The 18841-nt window shown below is 37.3% G+C and carries 16 protein-coding genes and 1 pseudogene; 15 read left to right on the top strand and 2 right to left on the bottom strand.

Annotation, left to right across the window (positions count from 1 at the left end; translation table 11 throughout):
• The first annotated feature begins 96 nt into the window (after nucleotides 1-96).
• The 9 genes from BUC16_RS07510 to BUC16_RS07470 all read left to right on the top strand — a co-directional run bounded on the left by BUC16_RS07510 (nucleotide 97) and on the right by BUC16_RS07470 (nucleotide 11860).
• Nucleotides 97-780: a LamG-like jellyroll fold domain-containing protein gene (locus tag BUC16_RS07510; RefSeq protein WP_073369415.1), complete on the top strand. Its 684-nt coding sequence runs from the start codon at nucleotides 97-99 to the stop codon at nucleotides 778-780.
• 11 nt (nucleotides 781-791) lie between these two features.
• Nucleotides 792-2390: a pectate lyase gene (locus BUC16_RS07505; RefSeq protein WP_073369413.1), complete on the top strand. Its 1599-nt coding sequence runs from the start codon at nucleotides 792-794 to the stop codon at nucleotides 2388-2390.
• 43 nt (nucleotides 2391-2433) lie between these two features.
• Nucleotides 2434-3735, top strand: a complete 1302-nt coding sequence (locus tag BUC16_RS07500) for a nucleoside hydrolase-like domain-containing protein (RefSeq protein WP_211517979.1) — start codon at nucleotides 2434-2436, stop codon at nucleotides 3733-3735.
• 61 nt (nucleotides 3736-3796) lie between these two features.
• Nucleotides 3797-5485, top strand: a complete 1689-nt coding sequence (locus BUC16_RS07495; RefSeq protein ID WP_073369412.1) for a glycoside hydrolase family 28 protein — start codon at nucleotides 3797-3799, stop codon at nucleotides 5483-5485.
• Between the two features lie 25 nt (nucleotides 5486-5510).
• Nucleotides 5511-6980, top strand: coding sequence for a nucleoside hydrolase-like domain-containing protein (locus BUC16_RS07490; RefSeq protein ID WP_073369410.1), 1470 nt, complete (start codon nucleotides 5511-5513; stop codon nucleotides 6978-6980).
• Nucleotides 6981-6998: 18 nt separating this feature from the next.
• A complete protein-coding gene (locus BUC16_RS07485) occupies nucleotides 6999-8531 on the top strand; it encodes a family 43 glycosylhydrolase (RefSeq protein WP_073369409.1) in 1533 nt (510 codons plus the stop codon).
• 23 nt (nucleotides 8532-8554) lie between these two features.
• A complete protein-coding gene (gene pelA / locus BUC16_RS07480) occupies nucleotides 8555-9760 on the top strand; it encodes a pectate lyase (protein ID WP_073369407.1) in 1206 nt (401 codons plus the stop codon).
• Nucleotides 9761-9929: 169 nt separating this feature from the next.
• On the top strand, nucleotides 9930-10817 hold the full coding sequence (locus tag BUC16_RS07475) for a carbon-nitrogen hydrolase (protein ID WP_073369406.1): 888 nt from the start codon (nucleotides 9930-9932) through the stop codon (nucleotides 10815-10817).
• 2 nt (nucleotides 10818-10819) lie between these two features.
• Nucleotides 10820-11860: an agmatine deiminase family protein gene (locus BUC16_RS07470; protein WP_073369404.1), complete on the top strand. Its 1041-nt coding sequence runs from the start codon at nucleotides 10820-10822 to the stop codon at nucleotides 11858-11860.
• Between the two features lie 79 nt (nucleotides 11861-11939).
• Here BUC16_RS07470 and BUC16_RS07465 read toward each other — a convergent pair.
• A pseudogene (locus tag BUC16_RS07465) lies at nucleotides 11940-13944 on the bottom strand (M1 family metallopeptidase).
• Nucleotides 13945-14115: 171 nt separating this feature from the next.
• Here BUC16_RS07465 and BUC16_RS07460 point away from each other — a divergent pair.
• From BUC16_RS07460 to BUC16_RS07450, 3 genes are all read left to right on the top strand, one after another.
• Nucleotides 14116-14967 (top strand): aldose 1-epimerase family protein, encoded by an 852-nt coding sequence (locus BUC16_RS07460; RefSeq protein ID WP_073369403.1) that lies wholly within the window; start codon nucleotides 14116-14118, stop codon nucleotides 14965-14967.
• 3 nt (nucleotides 14968-14970) lie between these two features.
• On the top strand, nucleotides 14971-15522 hold the full coding sequence (locus tag BUC16_RS07455; protein WP_073369401.1) for a GNAT family N-acetyltransferase: 552 nt from the start codon (nucleotides 14971-14973) through the stop codon (nucleotides 15520-15522).
• Between the two features lie 91 nt (nucleotides 15523-15613).
• Entirely contained in the window at nucleotides 15614-16171 is a 558-nt protein-coding gene (locus BUC16_RS07450) for a DUF3575 domain-containing protein (protein ID WP_073369400.1), read from the top strand.
• Here BUC16_RS07450 and BUC16_RS07445 read toward each other — a convergent pair.
• Nucleotides 16168-16398, bottom strand: a complete 231-nt coding sequence (locus BUC16_RS07445) for a VF530 family protein (protein WP_073369398.1) — start codon at nucleotides 16396-16398, stop codon at nucleotides 16168-16170. The genes BUC16_RS07450 and BUC16_RS07445 overlap by 4 nt on opposite strands.
• Nucleotides 16399-16468: 70 nt before the next feature.
• On the opposite strand from BUC16_RS07445, the gene smpB reads away from it, so the two are divergent.
• The 3 genes from smpB (at nucleotide 16469) to BUC16_RS07430 (ending at nucleotide 18835) form a co-directional block, all read left to right on the top strand.
• The gene (smpB, locus tag BUC16_RS07440; protein WP_073369397.1) at nucleotides 16469-16921 is read left to right on the top strand and encodes an SsrA-binding protein SmpB; all 453 of its coding nucleotides are present in this window, start codon (nucleotides 16469-16471) and stop codon (nucleotides 16919-16921) included.
• 85 nt (nucleotides 16922-17006) lie between these two features.
• Nucleotides 17007-17651 (top strand): hypothetical protein, encoded by a 645-nt coding sequence (locus tag BUC16_RS07435; protein ID WP_073369395.1) that lies wholly within the window; start codon nucleotides 17007-17009, stop codon nucleotides 17649-17651.
• A 134-nt stretch (nucleotides 17652-17785) separates the two neighbouring features.
• Complete coding sequence (locus tag BUC16_RS07430; protein ID WP_073369394.1) at nucleotides 17786-18835, top strand: Fic family protein; 1050 nt, start codon at nucleotides 17786-17788, stop codon at nucleotides 18833-18835.
• Nucleotides 18836-18841: the final 6 nt, after the last annotated feature.

Raw genomic sequence — 18841 nt, 5'->3', positions numbered from 1 at the left:
CGATTGCATTATTGTTTTAAGGCTAAAATTGACCCAAATAATAAAATCGATATTGCAAAATGCAATGATTCTAGATTTAAAAAACAGGAAACCTAAATGACAACAACTTCACGATTAATTGCATTTCTTTTTATCTGTTTTTCATTTGCATCAAAAGGGCAAAACCCGGAAATAAAAAAGAAAAACAATTCGAAAACAGAATGGGTATTGGCCAATTTGCTCCACGAGAAATCAAACAATGTCGAAATTAACGGGAAACCCCAAATAGTTGCCTCTCCCTATGGTGAAGCCATTTCTTTCAACGGAACAGACGACGCATTTTTCCTGAATGAACTTCCACTGCAATCTCTTCAGGAATTCACGGTAGAAATGATATTCAAACCCGAGTTAAACGGCTTGTTTGAACAAAGAATCCTGCATATTGGCGAAAGCACGAAAGACCGTATGTTACTCGAAATTCGTGCCGTTGGCAACAACTGGTATTTTGATGGTTATGCCGCTTCCGGAACCAACAAAAAGGCACTTATAGACGAAAAACTAATTCATCCATTGGAACAATGGTATCATGTTGCTTTTGTGGTAACGCCAAAAAGCCTGACCACTTTTGTCAATGGAAAACAGGAATTACAGGAAGATTTTTCTTTTCTACCCATTCAAAGCGGACAAACTTCCATTGGAGTCCGCATGAATAAAGTATGCTGGTTCAAAGGTGCCATTTACAAAATACGAATCACGCCCAAGCAAGTTAATCCAATAGATTTTATGAGTTTCATTAAATAAAAACAATAAAAATGAGAACCATTTCCAAACTACTTCTTGTTTTTGCATTCCTTCAAACAGGAATTCACCTTGAAGCACAAACCAAAATTTCAGGGGAACAGGCAATGAAAACTATGCTGAAAGCCACGGAATACATGGTGCAAAACGTGAGTACCAATGGAGGGTATGTTTGGTATTACACTCCTGATTTGTCACGCCAATGGGGAGAAATGGAAGCCTACAAATCCATGATTTGGTTGCAACATCCCGGAACAATCAGTATGGGACATTTGTTTATAGATGCTTATCATACCACAAAAAACGAATATTATTATCAGGCGGCGCAAAAAGCGGCTGCGGCAGTCGTCCAAGGACAAAGCCTCGAAGGCGGATGGAACTATATGGTCGATTTTAAAGGTGAGGAATCGCTAAAACAATGGTACAACACCATTGGAAAAAATGGATGGCGTCTGGAAGAATTTCAGCATTATTACGGCAATTCCACTTTTGACGATGATGTCACTTCCGATGCCGCTCGATTTCTGTTGCGCATGTATTTAGAAAAAAAGAATTCAATTTATAAACCCGCTTTGGACAAGTCCATCGAATTTGTGTTGGTAAGTCAATATCCCAATGGAGGTTGGCCACAACGATATCCATTAAAAGAAGGATTTTCAAAAAAAGGATTTCCCGACTACACGGGATTCTATACCTTCAATGACGATGTTATTTGGGAAAATATCCATTTCCTGATTCAATGTTACGTGGTTTTGGGAGAACAACGTTTTCTGGAACCCATTCATAAAGGAATGGATTTTTACAGGAAATCACAAGACAAGAGTGGCGCTTGGGGACAACAACTCAACATGAAAATGGAAGTGGCCAGTGCCAGAACCTATGAACCTGCAGCTTATCTTCCGAGTGCAACCTGCGAAAATGCGATGCTTCTTCTAAAATTCTATCAATTTACGGGTGACAAACAATTTCTGGAAGGTGTTCCAAAAGCCATTCATTGGTTGGAAAAAACAGCACTTCCAAAAGATAAAATAGAAGGCAATCGCACCCATCCCACATTTGTGGAAGTAAAAACAAACAAACCTGTTTATGTACACCGCAAAGGTGCCAACGTAAAATTCGGAAGCTATTACGTGGATTATAACGATACCAACTTATTGTCTCATTATTATGGAAAAGCACACGTAGAACTTCAAGAATTGAAAGACGAATATCAAAGAGTGACCCAATTTTCAGATAAAGACGCAACAAAAGATTCGCCTCTGCTTCCCAAACAATTTCATGATGTAGAAACACAGCAAGAATATTATGATTTAAACCGATATAATTTTTCATTCAAACCAGAAGAATCTAAAATAAATGAAATAATAAACTCTCTTGATGATCAAAACCGCTGGCTCACAAGCCGAGTATCCATAAGCAATCCATACATCGGCGATGGTAAAAATGAAGAACAAACCGATAAATATGCCACAACCAAAGTAGGCGATGAAACAGACACATCCCCATACAGCAATACGACTAATCAAAAATATATTTCAACAGGCGAATTCATTTCAAACATGAGAATGCTGCTCAATTACATTCAATACAACAAATCGAATACAGTCAACTAAATAAATAAAACCCAAAAAATTAAAATTGAACACCAAACAAAATATGCTTAAACAATATTTAAAAAAAACAACTGCTTTGGTCCTTTTTGGAATGGTCGGATTTATGGCTGTAGCCCAATCCAACAGCACTACAAAGGAAAAACCGAAACCTCGAATATTGGTTAGTTCCGACATTGGCGGTACCGATCCCGACGATTTTCAATCGATGATACATTTGATGATGTATTCCGATTTATTTCAAATCGAAGGTCTTGTTTCCTCACCTTTTGGCGATGGTCGAAAAAAGCATTTTTTGGACATGATTGATTTATACGAAAAAGATTTTCCAAAACTAACAACACATAATAAAAACTTGACCAACCCCAATGATTTGAGAAAAGTTTGCAAACAAGGAACTATTCCAAGCGCGCCATTCAAAGGCTACAGCACTGCTACCGAAGGCTCGGAATGGATTATTAAATGTGCCAAACAAAAAAACAATCAACCTCTATGGGTGTTGGTTTGGGGAGGTCTCGAAGACTTGGCACAAGCCTTGCACGATTCTCCTGAAATAGAGAAAAAAATTAAAGTGTACTGGATTGGTGGCCCCAACAAGAAATGGAGCATCAATGCGTATTCTTATATCGCCAAAAACCACCCCAATCTTTGGATGATCGAAGCCAATGCCACTTACAGGGGATGGATTATCGATTCCGAATCGCCTAAAGAAATCAGCAGTGAAGCCTATTATGGCAATTACATTCAAGGACGAGGTGCAATGGGCAAAGCTTTCAAGAATTATTATAACGGCAACGTAAAAATGGGAGACACTCCTTCTCTCGCCTATCTAATGAATGGCGACCCAAACAATCCATTAACGGATAGTTGGGGCGGAAGTTTTACTCCAATTAATCGCAGTTCCAGAAACGTTTTTGAGCGCAATACCACTATTAAAGACACCGTGGCTGCTTATGCCGTATTGGAATGGCGGTTCAAAGGACCAAAAATGAATGTCCCTAAAGATTCCGCTTGCTTTATTTTTGAAGCAGGAGGTCAAAAATGGCCTGGTTATTGCTTGGGGGAAGGCGTTTATGCCGTTCGCTATTCGTCCAAAAAACAAGAAACTTGCACCTATGTCACGACCAGTTCCATTCCAGAGTTAAACGAACAAAAAGGGCAATTTGTAAGCACCATTCCGTGGCCGGGAAAACAAACTCCCGATGATTACAAACTTGGTAAACATTGGTATGGAGACCGACAAGAGCCCGAGTTATTCCTGGAACAGCAGCAAGGCGCCAAAACCATCTCGAAGTTTAGATCAGAGTTCCTGCTGGACTGGGCAAAAAGATGGGAATGGCTCAATTAAACCATTAGTAAAAAACACAGTCCTAAAATAAATATTGAAATTAAAACAAACTAAAATAAGAATGAAAACAAAAACAATCAACCTATTGTGCATCGCTTTGACAGTAGTAATGTCAAGCTGGTCGAATAACAGTGTCGCACAAAATTCAAAATCCAATGAAACGTATAAAGGGATTGAATTCAAAATGGCCATCGTCAAAGAACCCATAATTCCAAACAATACCGTAAATATCAAAGATTTTGGTGCCGTAAATGGTGGATACGTTTTAAATACCAAGGCCTTTGCCGATGCCATTGATGCCGTTTCCAAAAAAGGAGGCGGAAAAGTGATTATCCCTCCGGGTATTTGGCTTACAGGACCAATCATTTTGAAAAGCAACCTCGAATTACATGCCGAAACTGGCGCATTGATAAAATTCTCGACTGATAAAAGTTTATATCCAATTATTCAAACCAGTTTTGAAGGATTAAACACTTGGCGTTGCATCTCTCCTATTTATGGAAAAAACCTTGAAAACGTGGCTTTCACCGGAAAAGGCGTTTGGGACGGTTCAGGCGAAGTATGGAGACAAGTCAAAAAAAGCAAGGTAACAGAAGGACAATGGAAAAGTTTTGTTGCTTCGGGCGGTGTATTAAATGAAAAAAAAGACAGTTGGTATCCATCGGAAACGTTCATGAAAGCAGCTACGGGTGCCGACCAAAACGTAAGACTGGATTTAAAAACCAAAGAAGACTTTGAAGCCATCCATGATTTTCTTCGTCCAGTATTGGTAAGCATTCAAAACAGCAAAAGAGTATTGTTTGACGGACCTATTTTTCAAAATTCTCCAGCCTGGAATATTCATCCATTGATGATTGAAGACTTGATCATTCGTAATGTAACCGTTCGCAATCCTTGGTTTTCTCAAAACGGGGATGGACTTGACGTGGAATCTTGCAAGAATGTACTGGTTGAAAATTCCAGCTTTGATGTGGGAGACGATGCAATTTGCATCAAATCAGGAAAAGACAAAGACGGTCGTGATCGTGGTGTCCCTTGCGAAAACATCATCATAAGAAACAATATCGTTTATCATGGACACGGCGGAGTAACCGTTGGTAGCGAAATGTCAAGCGGCGTGAAAAACATGCACGTATCAAATTGTTCTTTTATGGGAACTGACGTTGGATTGCGTTTCAAAAGCAACCGTGGACGTGGTGGTGTTGTGGAAAACATATTCATCTCGGATATATTCATGACCAACATTCCATCACAAGCCATTTCTTTCGACCTGTATTATGGAGGAAAATCCATAGCAGAAACTTTGGCGGAAGGCGGAAATACCGTGAGTACCAAAATAGTTCCCGTGGATGAAAAAACACCGCAGTTCAAAAACATTTCCATCAAAAACATCACCATTGCTGGAGCTTATCAAGCCATCTTTTTGCAAGGTTTGCCTGAAATGAATCTTGAAAACATCGAAATCACCAATTTGACTGCCAAAGCGGACAAAGGGGTTTCGATCATTGATGCCAAGGGAATCAAACTGACCAATATCAAATTGGACATCAAAGAAACCAATGTGTTTGACATTTATAACGGTAAAAATGTATCCTTGAAAAATGTTGAATTCAATTCGACTTCACCAAAAGCGGTTACCATCAATGGAGCGTCTTGCGAGAATATTGAATTAGTTTCTTCTCCAAAATTGGATTATTCCAAAACAACCGTCGTTGGAGAAACTGTTCGTAAAGGAGCCGTAAAATTATAACCTAATTAAAAAAACAAATTCTGCAATGGTTCAAAATTCATTCGATAAAACAAAAGTCATAAAAACATCGGTATTTTTAAAAAGACGCCTACTATTTAGATTTTTATTCGTTTTTATTGGAATTGTCCCTATTGCAGAAGCCCAGGAAAAGCCAAGAGTTCTTATCTTGACTGATATAGAAAACGAACCAGATGACGCGATGTCCATGGTTCGTTTTTTAACCTATTCGAATCAATTTGACGTTGAGGGATTAGTGGCAACAACTTCTATTCACCAACAACACCAGACTGCCGCATGGCGCATACATGAAATTGTTGGAGCCTACGGAAAAGTAAGAGAAAATCTTTTGAAACATGAACCTGGATTTCCTTCGGCAGATTTTTTGTTTTCAATAATCAAAGAAGGACGACCTGATTATGGAATGCACGCGGTAGGCAAAAACATGGATTCCCAAGGTTCTGAATTAATCATACAAGCCGTTGACAAAAAAGATTCCCGTCCGTTATGGGTATTGGCTTGGGGTGGCCCCAATTGTCTTGCCCAGGCGCTTTGGAAAGTTCGTGAAACACGTTCGCCAAAAGAGGTGGCCAAATTTGTGGCCAAACTTAGAATATATACCATTTCGGATCAAGACGATAGCGGTCCTTGGATCAGAAAAAATTTCCCGGAACTTTTCTATATTGCCAGTCCAGGATTTCATGGTCTAGGTGGCTATCATAATTCTACTTGGGTTGGGATTAGTGGAGACCAATTCCATGGTCGTTTTGCTGGAGGCAATTTTACCATAGTCGACAATCCTTGGCTAGATGCAAACATTCGCAGCAAAGGCCCTCTCGGAGCAGAATATCCACAAGCCAAGTTTTTGATGGAAGGTGACACTCCAAGCTTTTTATACCTAATAAACAACGGTTTGGGAGATTCAGAACATCCTGATTGGGGAAGTTGGGGCGGTCGTTATGAATTTTACCAACCACGTACCGAAAAATGGTTCTTGGAACCCGAAACACGTCCACTTTGGAATAATGCGCAAGATGAGGTTTTTGGATTTGATGGCAGTTGGCATACCGATAATAAGGCAACGATATGGAGATGGAGAGAAGCCTATCAAAATGATTTTTCTGCCCGGATGGATTGGACGACCAAGCCTTATGGAGAAGCAAATCACCCACCTGTACCCAAAGTGAATTACGACCAAGAAATAACTGCCAAAGTGGGAGACAAAATAAATCTAAGTGCTGAAGGTTCTACAGATCCTGATGGAAATACCCTTTCTTATAAATGGTTTTACTATGGAGAAGTAGGTACTTTCACGGTTTCTACAGCCAAAACAGCCGAATCTCTAAAAATAGAGGATGCCGACAAGGCAAATGCTTCATTTGTGGTTCCATCCAAAAACGGCAGATTAGGTACCATACATATTATCCTTGCAGTTACCGACAATGGCTTGCCGGCACTTACGCGCTACAAACGCATAATTGTTAACGTAAAACAATAAAACATTTCATCAGCTTTTATGAAAAAAACAGTAGTAAATTCAATCTTGGTATTCGTGCTGTTAATCCTGTCCGAAGGTACTCTAGCGCAAAATGAGATCAAAACTCAATTAGCGAATAAAGAAAGTTTCTTTCTAAATCCAGTGTTGGGTGGCGATTATCCCGATCCATCCATAGTGCGGGTCGGAAGCGATTATTATATGACGCATTCCTCTTTCAATTATTATCCGGGGTTGTTGGTTTGGCATTCAACCGATTTGATTCATTGGGAACGCATATCCTTTGCATTGAAACAATACATAGGCTCCGTTTGGGCTCCAGATTTGGTTTACGTAAACGGAAAATATTATATCTATTTTCCCGCTGGAGGAACAAACTGGGTAGTTTCTGCCAATTCCCCTTATGGTCCATGGAGCAATCCTGTCGACTTGAAATTAAGTGGATACATCGACCCGGGTCATCTGGTGGATGCAAAAGGAAATCGCTATTTGTATTTATCCGATGGTTATGTCGTGAAATTAACTCCCGATGGACTCGCAACCGCAGAAAAACCAGTCCTGAATTACAAAGGCTGGCAGTTTCCCAAAGAATGGAGCACTGAATGTTTCTGTCTAGAATCGCCAAAATCAACCGTAAAGAATGGCAATTATTATTTGACAACTGCCGAAGGAGGAACAGCTGGCCCATCAACTGCACACATGGTGGTTTCTGCCCGTTCAAAATCGCCTTATGGTCCATTTGAAAACTCCCCATACAACCCAATCATACATACCAAAGATCGAAATGAACGCTGGTGGAATCAAGGACATGGAAGTTTGATTGACGATACCAAAGGTAATTGGTGGATGCTGTATCACGGCTACGAAAAAAACTTCCAAACACTGGGAAGACAAACCCTGATGTTGCCAATTGAATGGACAAAAGACGGCTGGTTTAAAGTTCCCGAAGGCATCAATGCTTCAGACAAAATTCCGGCTCCGAAAGAAAAATCATCATTGGCAAACAGTACGCTAAGCGATACTTTCGACAAAGAAACTTTGGGACTTCAATGGCAGTTTTACAAAAAATATGATCCAAATCGGGTCAAACTACAAAATGGAGCCTTGGTGTTTAAAGCTGAAGGAAAAATTTTTGCCGACAGTTCTCCTCTTTTGGTAAACAGTGCCAATAGAAAATATGAAATCCAAGTGGAATTCACGCTGGACGAAAGCACTACCATGGCCGGATTATGTTTGTATTACAATGAATTGGCCAATATGCACATTTCCGTTGACAAAAATCAATTTGTGGTTTACAACCGTCAAAAGAAAAAAATAAGCGAAACCAACACCATTGGAAATCACGGATTTTTGCGCATTTTAAATGATGAAAATGAAGTGAGTTTTTATTACAGCGCCAATGGCAAAGATTGGAATCGAGTAGAAAGAAGTATTGAAGCCAGTGGTTTCAATCACAATGTATTCGGAGAATTCCTTAGTCTTCGTGCCGGCTTATTTGCTTTTGGGGAAGGCGAAGTCAAATTCGACAACTTCAATTATACTGTTCTTGATTAATTAAACCAACCAAAATTTAAACAATGAAAATTTTCGCCCCAAAAAACCAAAAGGCTAGCTTATTACTTGCCGTTGTTCTTACGTCCTTTTCATTTGCTTTTTCAATTGCCCAATCCAACAAGGAAAGCAAAACGACAATTAGCACAAAACCATTTGCCGACGGTGTCAATCATTGGTATCATATTAAAGATGCATCCAATATTGTAAATCCAGTTCCCAACCAGCCTCAATATCCGGAATCCGAATACACTAAAATAGCCGACAACATCATCTATTTTCAACGAGATAATGGTGGATGGCCTAAAAATTATGATATGAGGGCCGTTTTGACTCCAGAACAAATTAACGATGTGGTCAAAACGAAATCTGTTTTGCATACTACTTTTGACAATGCCACCTCTTATACCCATACCTATTATTTGGCACAAGTCTATACGTTGACCAAAACCGAAAAATACAAAGAGGCTTGCCTAAAAGGAATCGATTTTGTTCTTAAAGCCCAATATTCCAATGGAGGTTGGCCGCAATATTTTCCTTTGGAAAAAGGGTACAGCCGTCACATAACCTTCAACGATGGAGCTTATATGGGCATTATGGATATGTTGGGAAAAATCCTTTACAATGATCCAAATTTTGCATTTCTAGATAATAAAACAAAAACTAAAGTAGCTGCAGCTTATCAAAAAGGAATCGATTGCATCCTAAAAATGCAAATTGTCGATCAAGGAAAACTAACGGCTTGGTGCCAACAACACGATGAAGAAACTTTATTGCCGGCTTGGGCCAGAAAATTCGAACCGCCAAGCATCTGCAATGGAGAAAGTGCAGCCGTAGTTTTGTTCTTGATGAATATCGAAAACCCGAATGAAAAAACAATAAAATCCATACAAGCTGCAGTAAAATGGTTTTCGGACTCCAAAATATACAATACCAGAGTTGAAACTTTTGATGCTCCAAAAGAGGAATCAAAATACATGACGATTACCAAAGACAACCGAGTGGTGAATGACCCAACTGCCCCTCCTATTTGGACACGTTATTATGAATTGGGAACAGAAAAACCCCTGTTTTGCGACCGAGACAGCAAGTATTTATATTCTTTGGCCGAGGTTAGCAGAGAACGCCGAGTTGGTTATGCTTGGTACACTTACAACCCTGAAAAAGTCTTGAAAAAATATCCAGAATGGCAAAAGAAATGGGCACCAACAACGGATGTTTTAAAACCGTAAAAATAAAATACACCCCTAAAAACAACCTCTTTTAAAGCGATTTAAAAGAGGTTTGTTTTTAAATCCAAAAGCGAACGCTCCCTTCATCAAAGGAATCCATAAAAAATACAATCGGCATTTTTCCAATTCCTCATAAAAACACTATTTTTGCACTCTAAAATTTTGCCTTATGCCAAAGAAAAAATACAAAATAGCGGTTATTCAATTGAATCTTAATGATGTTGCCGAAAACAACCTGAAAAAATGTTTAGCTTGGGTTCGTGATGCCGCCAGTCAAGGTGCGGAAGTAATTTCCTTGCCCGAATTATACAGCAGCCACTATTTTTGTCAAAGTGAGGACGTGGATAATTTTGCTTTGGCAGAACCATTGTACAGCACTTCGTTTATATCTTTTAGCGCTTTGGCAAAAGAATTAGGAGTGGTAATTATCGTTCCTTTCTTCGAAAAAAGAATGGCGGGAATTTACCATAACAGTGCTTACATCATTGATACCGATGGTTCAGAAGCGGGATTGTACCGCAAAATGCACATTCCGGATGATCCCCATTTCTACGAAAAATTCTATTTCACTCCCGGAGATTTAGGTTTCAAAGCCTTCCCTACCGAAAAAGGAAAAATTGGAACACTTATTTGTTGGGATCAATGGTATCCGGAAGCAGCTCGTTTAACTGCTTTGCAAGGTGCTGACGTATTGTTTTACCCAACTGCAATCGGTTGGCATCCATTGGAAAAAGAGCAATATGGAGAAAACCAACACGGTGCTTGGATGAACGTGATGAAAGGTCACGCCGTAGCGAATGGTGTTTATGTTGCCGCAGCAAATAGAATCGGATTAGAACAATATATTGAAGGAACTGCCGGAATCCAGTTTTGGGGTTCTTCGTTTATAGCTGGTCCACAAGGAGAAATTTTGGCGCAAGCCTCACACGATAAAGAAGAAATTTTGATTGCTGAAGTAGATTTAGATTTGCAAGAAAATGTGCGCCAAAACTGGCCTTTCTTTAGGGACAGAAGAATTGATGCTTTTGGAGATATCACGAAAAGAGCAATCGATTAATTATGAGCAACTCCAATAGAAGATTCCCCGCCGAATGGGAAAAACAATCAGGTATTTTATTGTGTTTTCCACATAATGGCAACGATTGGCCTGGTAAATACGAAGCGATACAATGGGCTTTTGTCGAATTCATCAAAAAAGTAGCCACTTTTGAAGAAGTTTTTTTGGTCGTTGCCGATGAAAAACTAAAGACAAAAGTTTCGGAAATGTTGGAAACGGCAACTGTTAAAATGAGTAATGTTTCTTTCATCATTCATAAAACCAACAGAAGCTGGATGCGTGATTCGGGTCCGATTATTGTTCAAAACGGAACCAAAAGAGAAGCCTTGAATTTCAATTTCAACGGTTGGGCAAAATATAAAAACATCAATTTAGACAAACACGTTCCTTCAAAAGTGGGCGAATTTCTAAAAATTCCCGTAACCCAAGTTATATACAACGGAAAACCCGTAATCGTTGAAGGCGGAGCGATTGACACCAACGGAAAAGGAACTTTGTTGACTTCGGAAGAATGCTTGATGCATCCTGATATCCAGGTTCGAAATCCCAATTTCACCAAAGCAGATTATGAAGCGGTTTTCAAGGAATATTTGGGAATTACCAACGTGATTTGGTTGGGCGACGGAATTGAAGGCGACGATACTCACGGACATATCGACGATTTATGCCGATTTGTAAATGAAGATACCATCATTACAATTGTAGAATCTGACCCAAAAGACAACAACTACAAACCTTTGCAAGACAACTTAAAACGTTTGCAAAATGCGAAGTTGGAAAATGGCAAATCTCCAAAAATAGTGGAATTACCAATGCCAAAACGCATCGATTTTGATGGATTGCGGTTACCGGCCAGTTATGCAAACTTCCTTATTTTGAACAACTGTGTTTTGGTTCCTACGTTTAATGATACCAACGACAGAATTGCCTTAAATATTCTGGCAGGCTGTTTCCCTGACAGGGAAATCATTGGCATCAACGCGATAGATTTAATTTGGGGCTTTGGAACTTTGCATTGCTTGAGCCAACAAATTCCGAAATAAAGATTTAAAACTTTTAATTTATAAAAAACCGCTGATTCGCAAATTATACTTTTAATTTACGAATCTGCGGTTTTCTTTTTTATTTAACTGATTTCCAAGCATTATTACTTTCATTGTAATCTGGAAATACGTGATCGGGGTCAAGAACAACGCTTTCAATTTCTTCTGTAGAATTGTGTTTAAAAGTCCAATCCTTGTTTCTTTGCCAAATTTCTACAGGCAATTTGAGGCGAGAAATTTTTCCGCTTTTGGTCTTTATGTCCAAAACTACCGGCATTACCATTTTTTCGAAGTTTTCGATGGTGATCAAAGTTCCCAACTTTGGATTGTCATCAACATATTTCACGGAATTAATCCCTTGATCCAGTCGCCAATTATTCACAAACCAGCCTCTCCAAAACCAACTTAAATCTTCGCCAGCAACATTTTCCACAGTCCTGAAAAAATCATCTGGAGCTGGATGTTTGAAAGCCCATCGATCAATATAAGTACGGAAAGCCAAGTCAAATCGTTCGGCTCCCAAAACTTGTTCGCGTAAAATTACCAATCCCACACTTGGCTTTCTATAACACAAATCGCCAATATTGGCTTCCTTCATATTATCAGGAGAACTCATTACCGTTTCTAAATCTGGATTGGTATATTTCAGTCCAATTACATGCATATCTACAGGTTTATCCTTGTATTCCCCATTATTAAAATCATCAGAACTCAATGAATTAATAAAAGTATTGAAGCCTTCGTCCATCCAAGCAAATAAACGTTCGTTGGAACCCACAATCATTGGAAACCAAATATGTCCAAACTCGTGATTCGCTGTGTCCCACAAATCTTTTCCTTTATCCTTGTAACTGGAAAAAACAATTCCGGGATATTCCATCCCCGATACAATACTGGCAGAATTAATAGCTGTTGGATAAGGATATTCAAACCATCTTTTTGAATAATTTTCAATCAGTGCTTTAGTAAATTCAGTTGAACGACCCCAAGCCTCATTTCCTTCACTTTCGACAGGATAGGCAGAAATAGCCAATGATTTTTTTCCACTTGGCAAATTAATTCTGGCTCCATCCAATATAAATGATGCCGACGATGCCCAAGCAACATCTCTAGAATTCTTCATTTTAAAATGCCATGTTTTATGAGTTTTAGTCGTTGCATTCACTGCCGTCAAAACCTCTTCTTTTGATCGAATAACCACAGTTTTGTCACTTTGCTTGGCTTGCGAAAATCGTTTTTGTTGGTCAACAGTATAAACTTCCGAAACATTTATTAATTCCCCGGAACAAACCACAAAATGATTTGCCGGAACCGTAATACTCACGTCGAAATCTCCATATTCCATATAAAATTCCGAGGCCCCTTGATAGGGATTGGTATTCCATCCTGCAATGTCGTCATAAACACACATACGTGGATACCACTGTGCTATGGAGAAAATTTTGCCGTTTTTGGTTCCCAATATTCCCATCCGATCAGAACCTTCTTTCGGAGAAATGAATGAAAAATCAATTTTAATCGTAACGACTCCGCCCCTGGATTTCAATTCTTGAGGAAGAAAAACCTGCATTCTGGTATCGTTTATTAAATATTTAGCCTCTTTTTCAGTCGAAATTCCTTTGACTGAAGTAACAATTTTTACCGATTTTATCTTGTGTCCTCCATCAAAAATTTCGCCTTGTGCTCCATTTCTACTACCAGTTATTGGAATAACGGCGTTGCCTCGTGAATCTTCCTTGAATAAATTTTGATCCAAATACATCCACAAAAAAGACATCGAGTCAGGGCTATTATTGGTGTAGGTTATGCTGCTCGTTCCCGTAATCTCATTGTCTGACTCATTTAATTTTGCCGACAGTTTATAATCTGCCTTGTTTTGCCAATATTCAAATCCAGGTTGACCACTTGCCGAACGAGTATTTGTCCCATCCTTAGAATAAAAAAAAAGGGGCAAAAGCTTCGTGGTAATCGTAATTGGAATTTTGTTTGGTTGTAGCTGAAACTCGATTTTGTTGTGCCCAAAGGAATGAAGTTCCCAATAAGAAAGTCAATTGCAGTATATATTTTAGACAAATATTTTTCATTTAATAGATTTTCTACAACAAATTAATGAAAAATAATCTTGACGATGAAAATAAACACTGAAATTTGACAAAACTTTAGTAATCCTACAATTAGTATTCCATTTTAGCTCCAAATTAAATTTATGAAATACATTTACACCAACAAGAGTATTAAACATAATTAGAATTATTTTGACAACAACAATTTCAAATTCGAATTTAACGGCACGAATAAATCACTTTGGAGCTGAATTATTTTCTTTGCAAAATCGTGATGACAAAGAATACATTTGGGAGGGAAATCCATCTTTTTGGGGAAAACATTCTCCTGTTTTGTTTCCAATTGTTGGAACGCTAAAAAACAGTTCCTACTATTATGAAGGAACCGAATATCACTTGCCAAGACACGGTTTTGCAAGGGATATGGAATTTATATTAAGCAATAAATCCGAAAACAGTGCTACATTTTCGTTAACTTCATCCGAAGAATCTCGTAATGTATATCCTTTTGATTTTGAATTGCAAATCATTTATACGTTAGACAAAAACAAATTAATTATTGGTTACAATATCATCAATAACAACAATTGTATAATGCCTTTTTCGATTGGAGCGCATCCGGCTTTTGCATTGCCAAAACCATTTGAAGAGTACTCGCTGGCATTTGAATATCCTGAAACTTTGACTAGTTATGAACTAGAAAATGATTTACTTTCAGATAAATCTACAACACTCGAAATGATAGAAAATCAAATTTCTCTCACCTATTCATTGTTCCAAAAAGATGCCCTGATTTTTAAAAATTTACAATCTAAAAACATCACTATTTCAGAAAATAAAAAACCATTGCTTTGCGTTCAATTTGATGATTTTCCAAATCTGGGAATTTGGACAAAAAGCAATGCTCCATTTCTTTGCATTGAGCCTTGGCTTGGCTATTCGGACACCGTTCATTCATCGGGGAATATTTTGGAGAAAGAAGGCATTCAACTCTTGGAAGCCAAAAAATCGTTGAAATATAATTTTAGCATTGAAATTTTATAAAATATGGTAAACATCAATTTCACTCCTTTCCCGAATCTTGAAACCGAACGTTTGTATTTACGCCGTATAGTAAAAAATGATGTAAAAGAAATTTTTGCTCTTCGATCTAACAAGGAGACCATGAAATATATTCCCAGACCATTGGTAAAAACGAAGGAAGATGCCTTGGAACATATCACGATGATTGATTCGAAAATTGAAACCAACGAAGGAATAAACTGGGCCATTACTTTAAAAGACAATCCAAAACTAATAGGGATTATTGGGCATTACAGAATAAAACCGGAACATTTTAGAGCTGAGATAGGCTATATGCTGCTTCCAGAATATCACGGAAAAGGCATCATTGTTGAAGCAATAAAAGAAACATTGAATTATGCTTTTCAGGTAATGAAACTGCATTCGATTGAAGCCATAATTGACCCTGATAATTTTGCATCCGAGAGAGTCTTGCAAAAAAGTGGTTTTGTCAAAGAAGCCCACTTAAAAGAAAATGAATTTTATGAAGGTCGCTTTTTGGATACAGTTATCTATTCTATTTTGAATAAATACTAAATTTCACACGATTAAAGAAAGCTTTTTATTTATATTTGCCGCCGAATCCAACTCTATTCGTAATTAAAACCATACAAATTTAAATCATCTTATGAAAAAACTCTTTATTTTTTCTTTTCTATTCATTTCAATTTACTCACAATCACAAACCTATATAAAAGCAAATGCCATAACGGCTTTGGCGCTAATTCCTAATGTGGGAATCGAAACCAGTATTGGAAAAAAATCCACTTTCCAGTTTGATGTTTTAGCATCTTTTTGGAGTTCAATAGATGGTAAACCTTACGAATTTTACACTTTCATTCCTGAATATCGATACCATTTTCACGAAAAATATAATGGTTTTTATGCAGGAGCACACGTAGGCTTCGATATTTTTAATGTTACGAAATGGAATTATTATGATAAAGGAGTGTATCAAACCGGTGTTGGATATGTTGCGGGCGCAACAATAGGTTATGAAAAAAAAATAAGTGACCGATTTATGCTAGATTTTTTCATAGGTGGTGGTACTCATCAGGGCTTTTATCATAGCTATTATATTGAAACTGGCGAAAGATGGGAACTTGACAAAGCAGTAGGTCGAAATATAAGTGGAGAATGGCTGATTTACAGAGGTGGACTTATGATTTCCTACCGCTTAAATTAAACTTTAAATTTAGGAACCGTTTTTATATACAATTCTTCCACTTTTTTTCTGGCCCAATCCGTTTTTCGCAAAAAAGTCAGACTTGATTTTATGCTTGGATTATCGGTAAAACATTTGATTTTTATCAATTCAGACAAAGTGTCGAACCCATAATAATCGACAAGTTGTTCCAAAATTCTTTGTAACGTGATTCCGTGAAGCGGGTCTTTTGATTGTGGTTTTTCCATATTGCAAATTTATGGCATTTTTATATATTTCTTTGGTGTTTCATTCATTTGTATCTACATTTGCCATCCAATGCAAAAAACAGTAAACATACTTAATAAAAGAGCCCGATTCGATTATGAAATAATCGAAAAATTTACGGCTGGAATTGTTTTGGCCGGAACCGAAATAAAATCTATTCGTTTAGGTAAAGCCAATATTACCGAAAGTTTCTGTGAATTTAGCGGAACAGAACTTTTCGCCATCAATACCTACATCGAAGAATATGCTTTTGGAAACCAATTCAACCACAAAGCCAGAAGTGAACGCAAACTTTTATTGAATAAAAGAGAGTTGAAAGGATTAGCCAGAAGTGTTCAAGTAAAAGGTTTAACCATTGTTCCCTTGAAATTGTTTACCAACGAAAAAGGAATGGCAAAACTCGAAATAGGACTTTGTAAAGGAAAGAAAACCTACGATAAACGTGAATCCTTGAAAGAACAAGACACCAAACGTGATCTTGACAGGATAAAAAAATCTTTCTAAGATTATTTAAATATTAGTAGGAATTAATCTATTCCTACTTTTTATTCTTATTTTTACCCGAATTAATATCTAACAAATTATAATTATGAAGAAATTTTTTATTGCATTGTCTATAGTTTTTCTTGCTAGTTGCAGCAGTGGTACAACAATTGTAAATAGCTGGAGAGATCCTGAAACTACAACAACAAAGGAAGAATTCAAAAAAATATTGGTGGTAGCTTTAGTGAAAGACGAAGCTACGAGAAGAGTTACCGAAAATAGGATTGCTTCAATCGGTCCTAGATTTCATTCTTCTTATTCCATATTAAATGGAACCAATCTAAACCTTACCAAAGAGCAAAAATTAAAAATTCTTCAAGACGAGAATTATGATGGTGTAATTACCATGCGTTTAGTGGATACCACAAAAGAAACCGACTATGTTCCTGGAACAAATACTTCTATTTATTATGGTGGTATGGGTTATGGCGGAATGTATGGATATGGTTACGGTTTTGGAAACTGGTACGGAATGTATTCCCCAGTATATTATGATCCAGGATATTACCAAGAAACCACTTATTATATGGTTGAAACCAATGTGTTTTCGATGAAACAAAACAAATTAGTTTGGACTGGAACCACAAAATCTTCAAACACAAGCAGCCAAGATTTAGGATTATTGGTAGATAGTATTCTTGCCACTGTTATGCAAGAAATGAAAAAAGATGGATTTATTCCAAAACAATAATTACTCAAGGAAGATTTAAAAATTTCTGTAACAAATTATTATCCATAAAATAACTTTTAAATTAAATTTTAAAAGTTATTTTTTTGTTTAATTTTTATGACTAAATTTGTCTTGACATTAAAAAGTTAATTAAAATGAAAACACTACTCAAAAATGCAAGAGAACGAAAAGGATTGAAAACTAGAGAAGTGGCTCAACTTTTAGGAATAGATCAAGCTTTAATCAGCAAGTTCGAAAAAGGAACCAGAAAACCAACCAAAGACCAAGTAGTAAAATTAGCTTCTTTGTTAGAAATTGACTTTGAAACTTTAATGGTTGCTTGGCTCAAAGAAAAAATCCTTTACGAAATTGGGCAAGATGATTTTGCATTGAAAGCAATCAATATGGTTCGCGAAGAAATGGAGAACAGTTATGTTACTTCAAAAAAATCAATTTCCAAAAACCTTTCGGCTATTCTTGAAGAAATTGATGCTTTAAAAGTAAAACTAGATCAATTTCGCCAGTTTGACAGCTATAGAATTACTCAAGCATTGGAACTTGAATATACTTTTGAAAGCAACCGTATCGAAGGAAACACGATGACTCTTCGTGAAACTGATTTAGTCATCAACGAAGGTTTGACCATTTCTGGAAAAAGCATGAGAGAACATCTTGAAGTAATCAATCATCAGGAAGCTATTGCTTATATCAAACATTTGATGAATAAAAACACTCCTTTAAATGAGCGAGAAGTTTTGTCTATTCACAACTTGATTTTACGAGGCATAAATCCTGAAGATGCAGGTCGTTATCGCAAAGTTCAAGTGATGATTAAAGGAAGCTCATTTATGCCTCCTCAACCTTTTATGGTTGCCAAAGAAATGGAAGATTTTTTTATTTGGTATGAAACCAATAAAAATGTCTTGCACCCAATAGTTTTGGCAGCAGAACTTCACGAACGTTTGGTAACCATTCATCCATTTATTGATGGAAATGGCAGAACTTCCCGTTTGGTAATGAACCTAATTCTATTGCAAAACGGATATGTAATCGCTAATATAAAAGGTGATTACGACAGTAGAATGAACTATTATAATGCTCTAGAAACCGCTCAAACCAAAAACAATAAAGAAGATTTCCTCTTGTTTATTGCTCAAATCGAGAAAGAAAGCTTAGAGCGTTATCTAGAAATCATTGGTCAATAAAAAATC

Origin of the sequence: Flavobacterium fluvii, from assembly GCF_900129545.1 — a bacterium.
In the GTDB taxonomy this organism is placed as follows: domain Bacteria; phylum Bacteroidota; class Bacteroidia; order Flavobacteriales; family Flavobacteriaceae; genus Flavobacterium; species Flavobacterium fluvii.
Note: the sequence above shows the minus strand (reverse complement) of the source record. Positions and strands in the feature narration are given on the sequence as shown.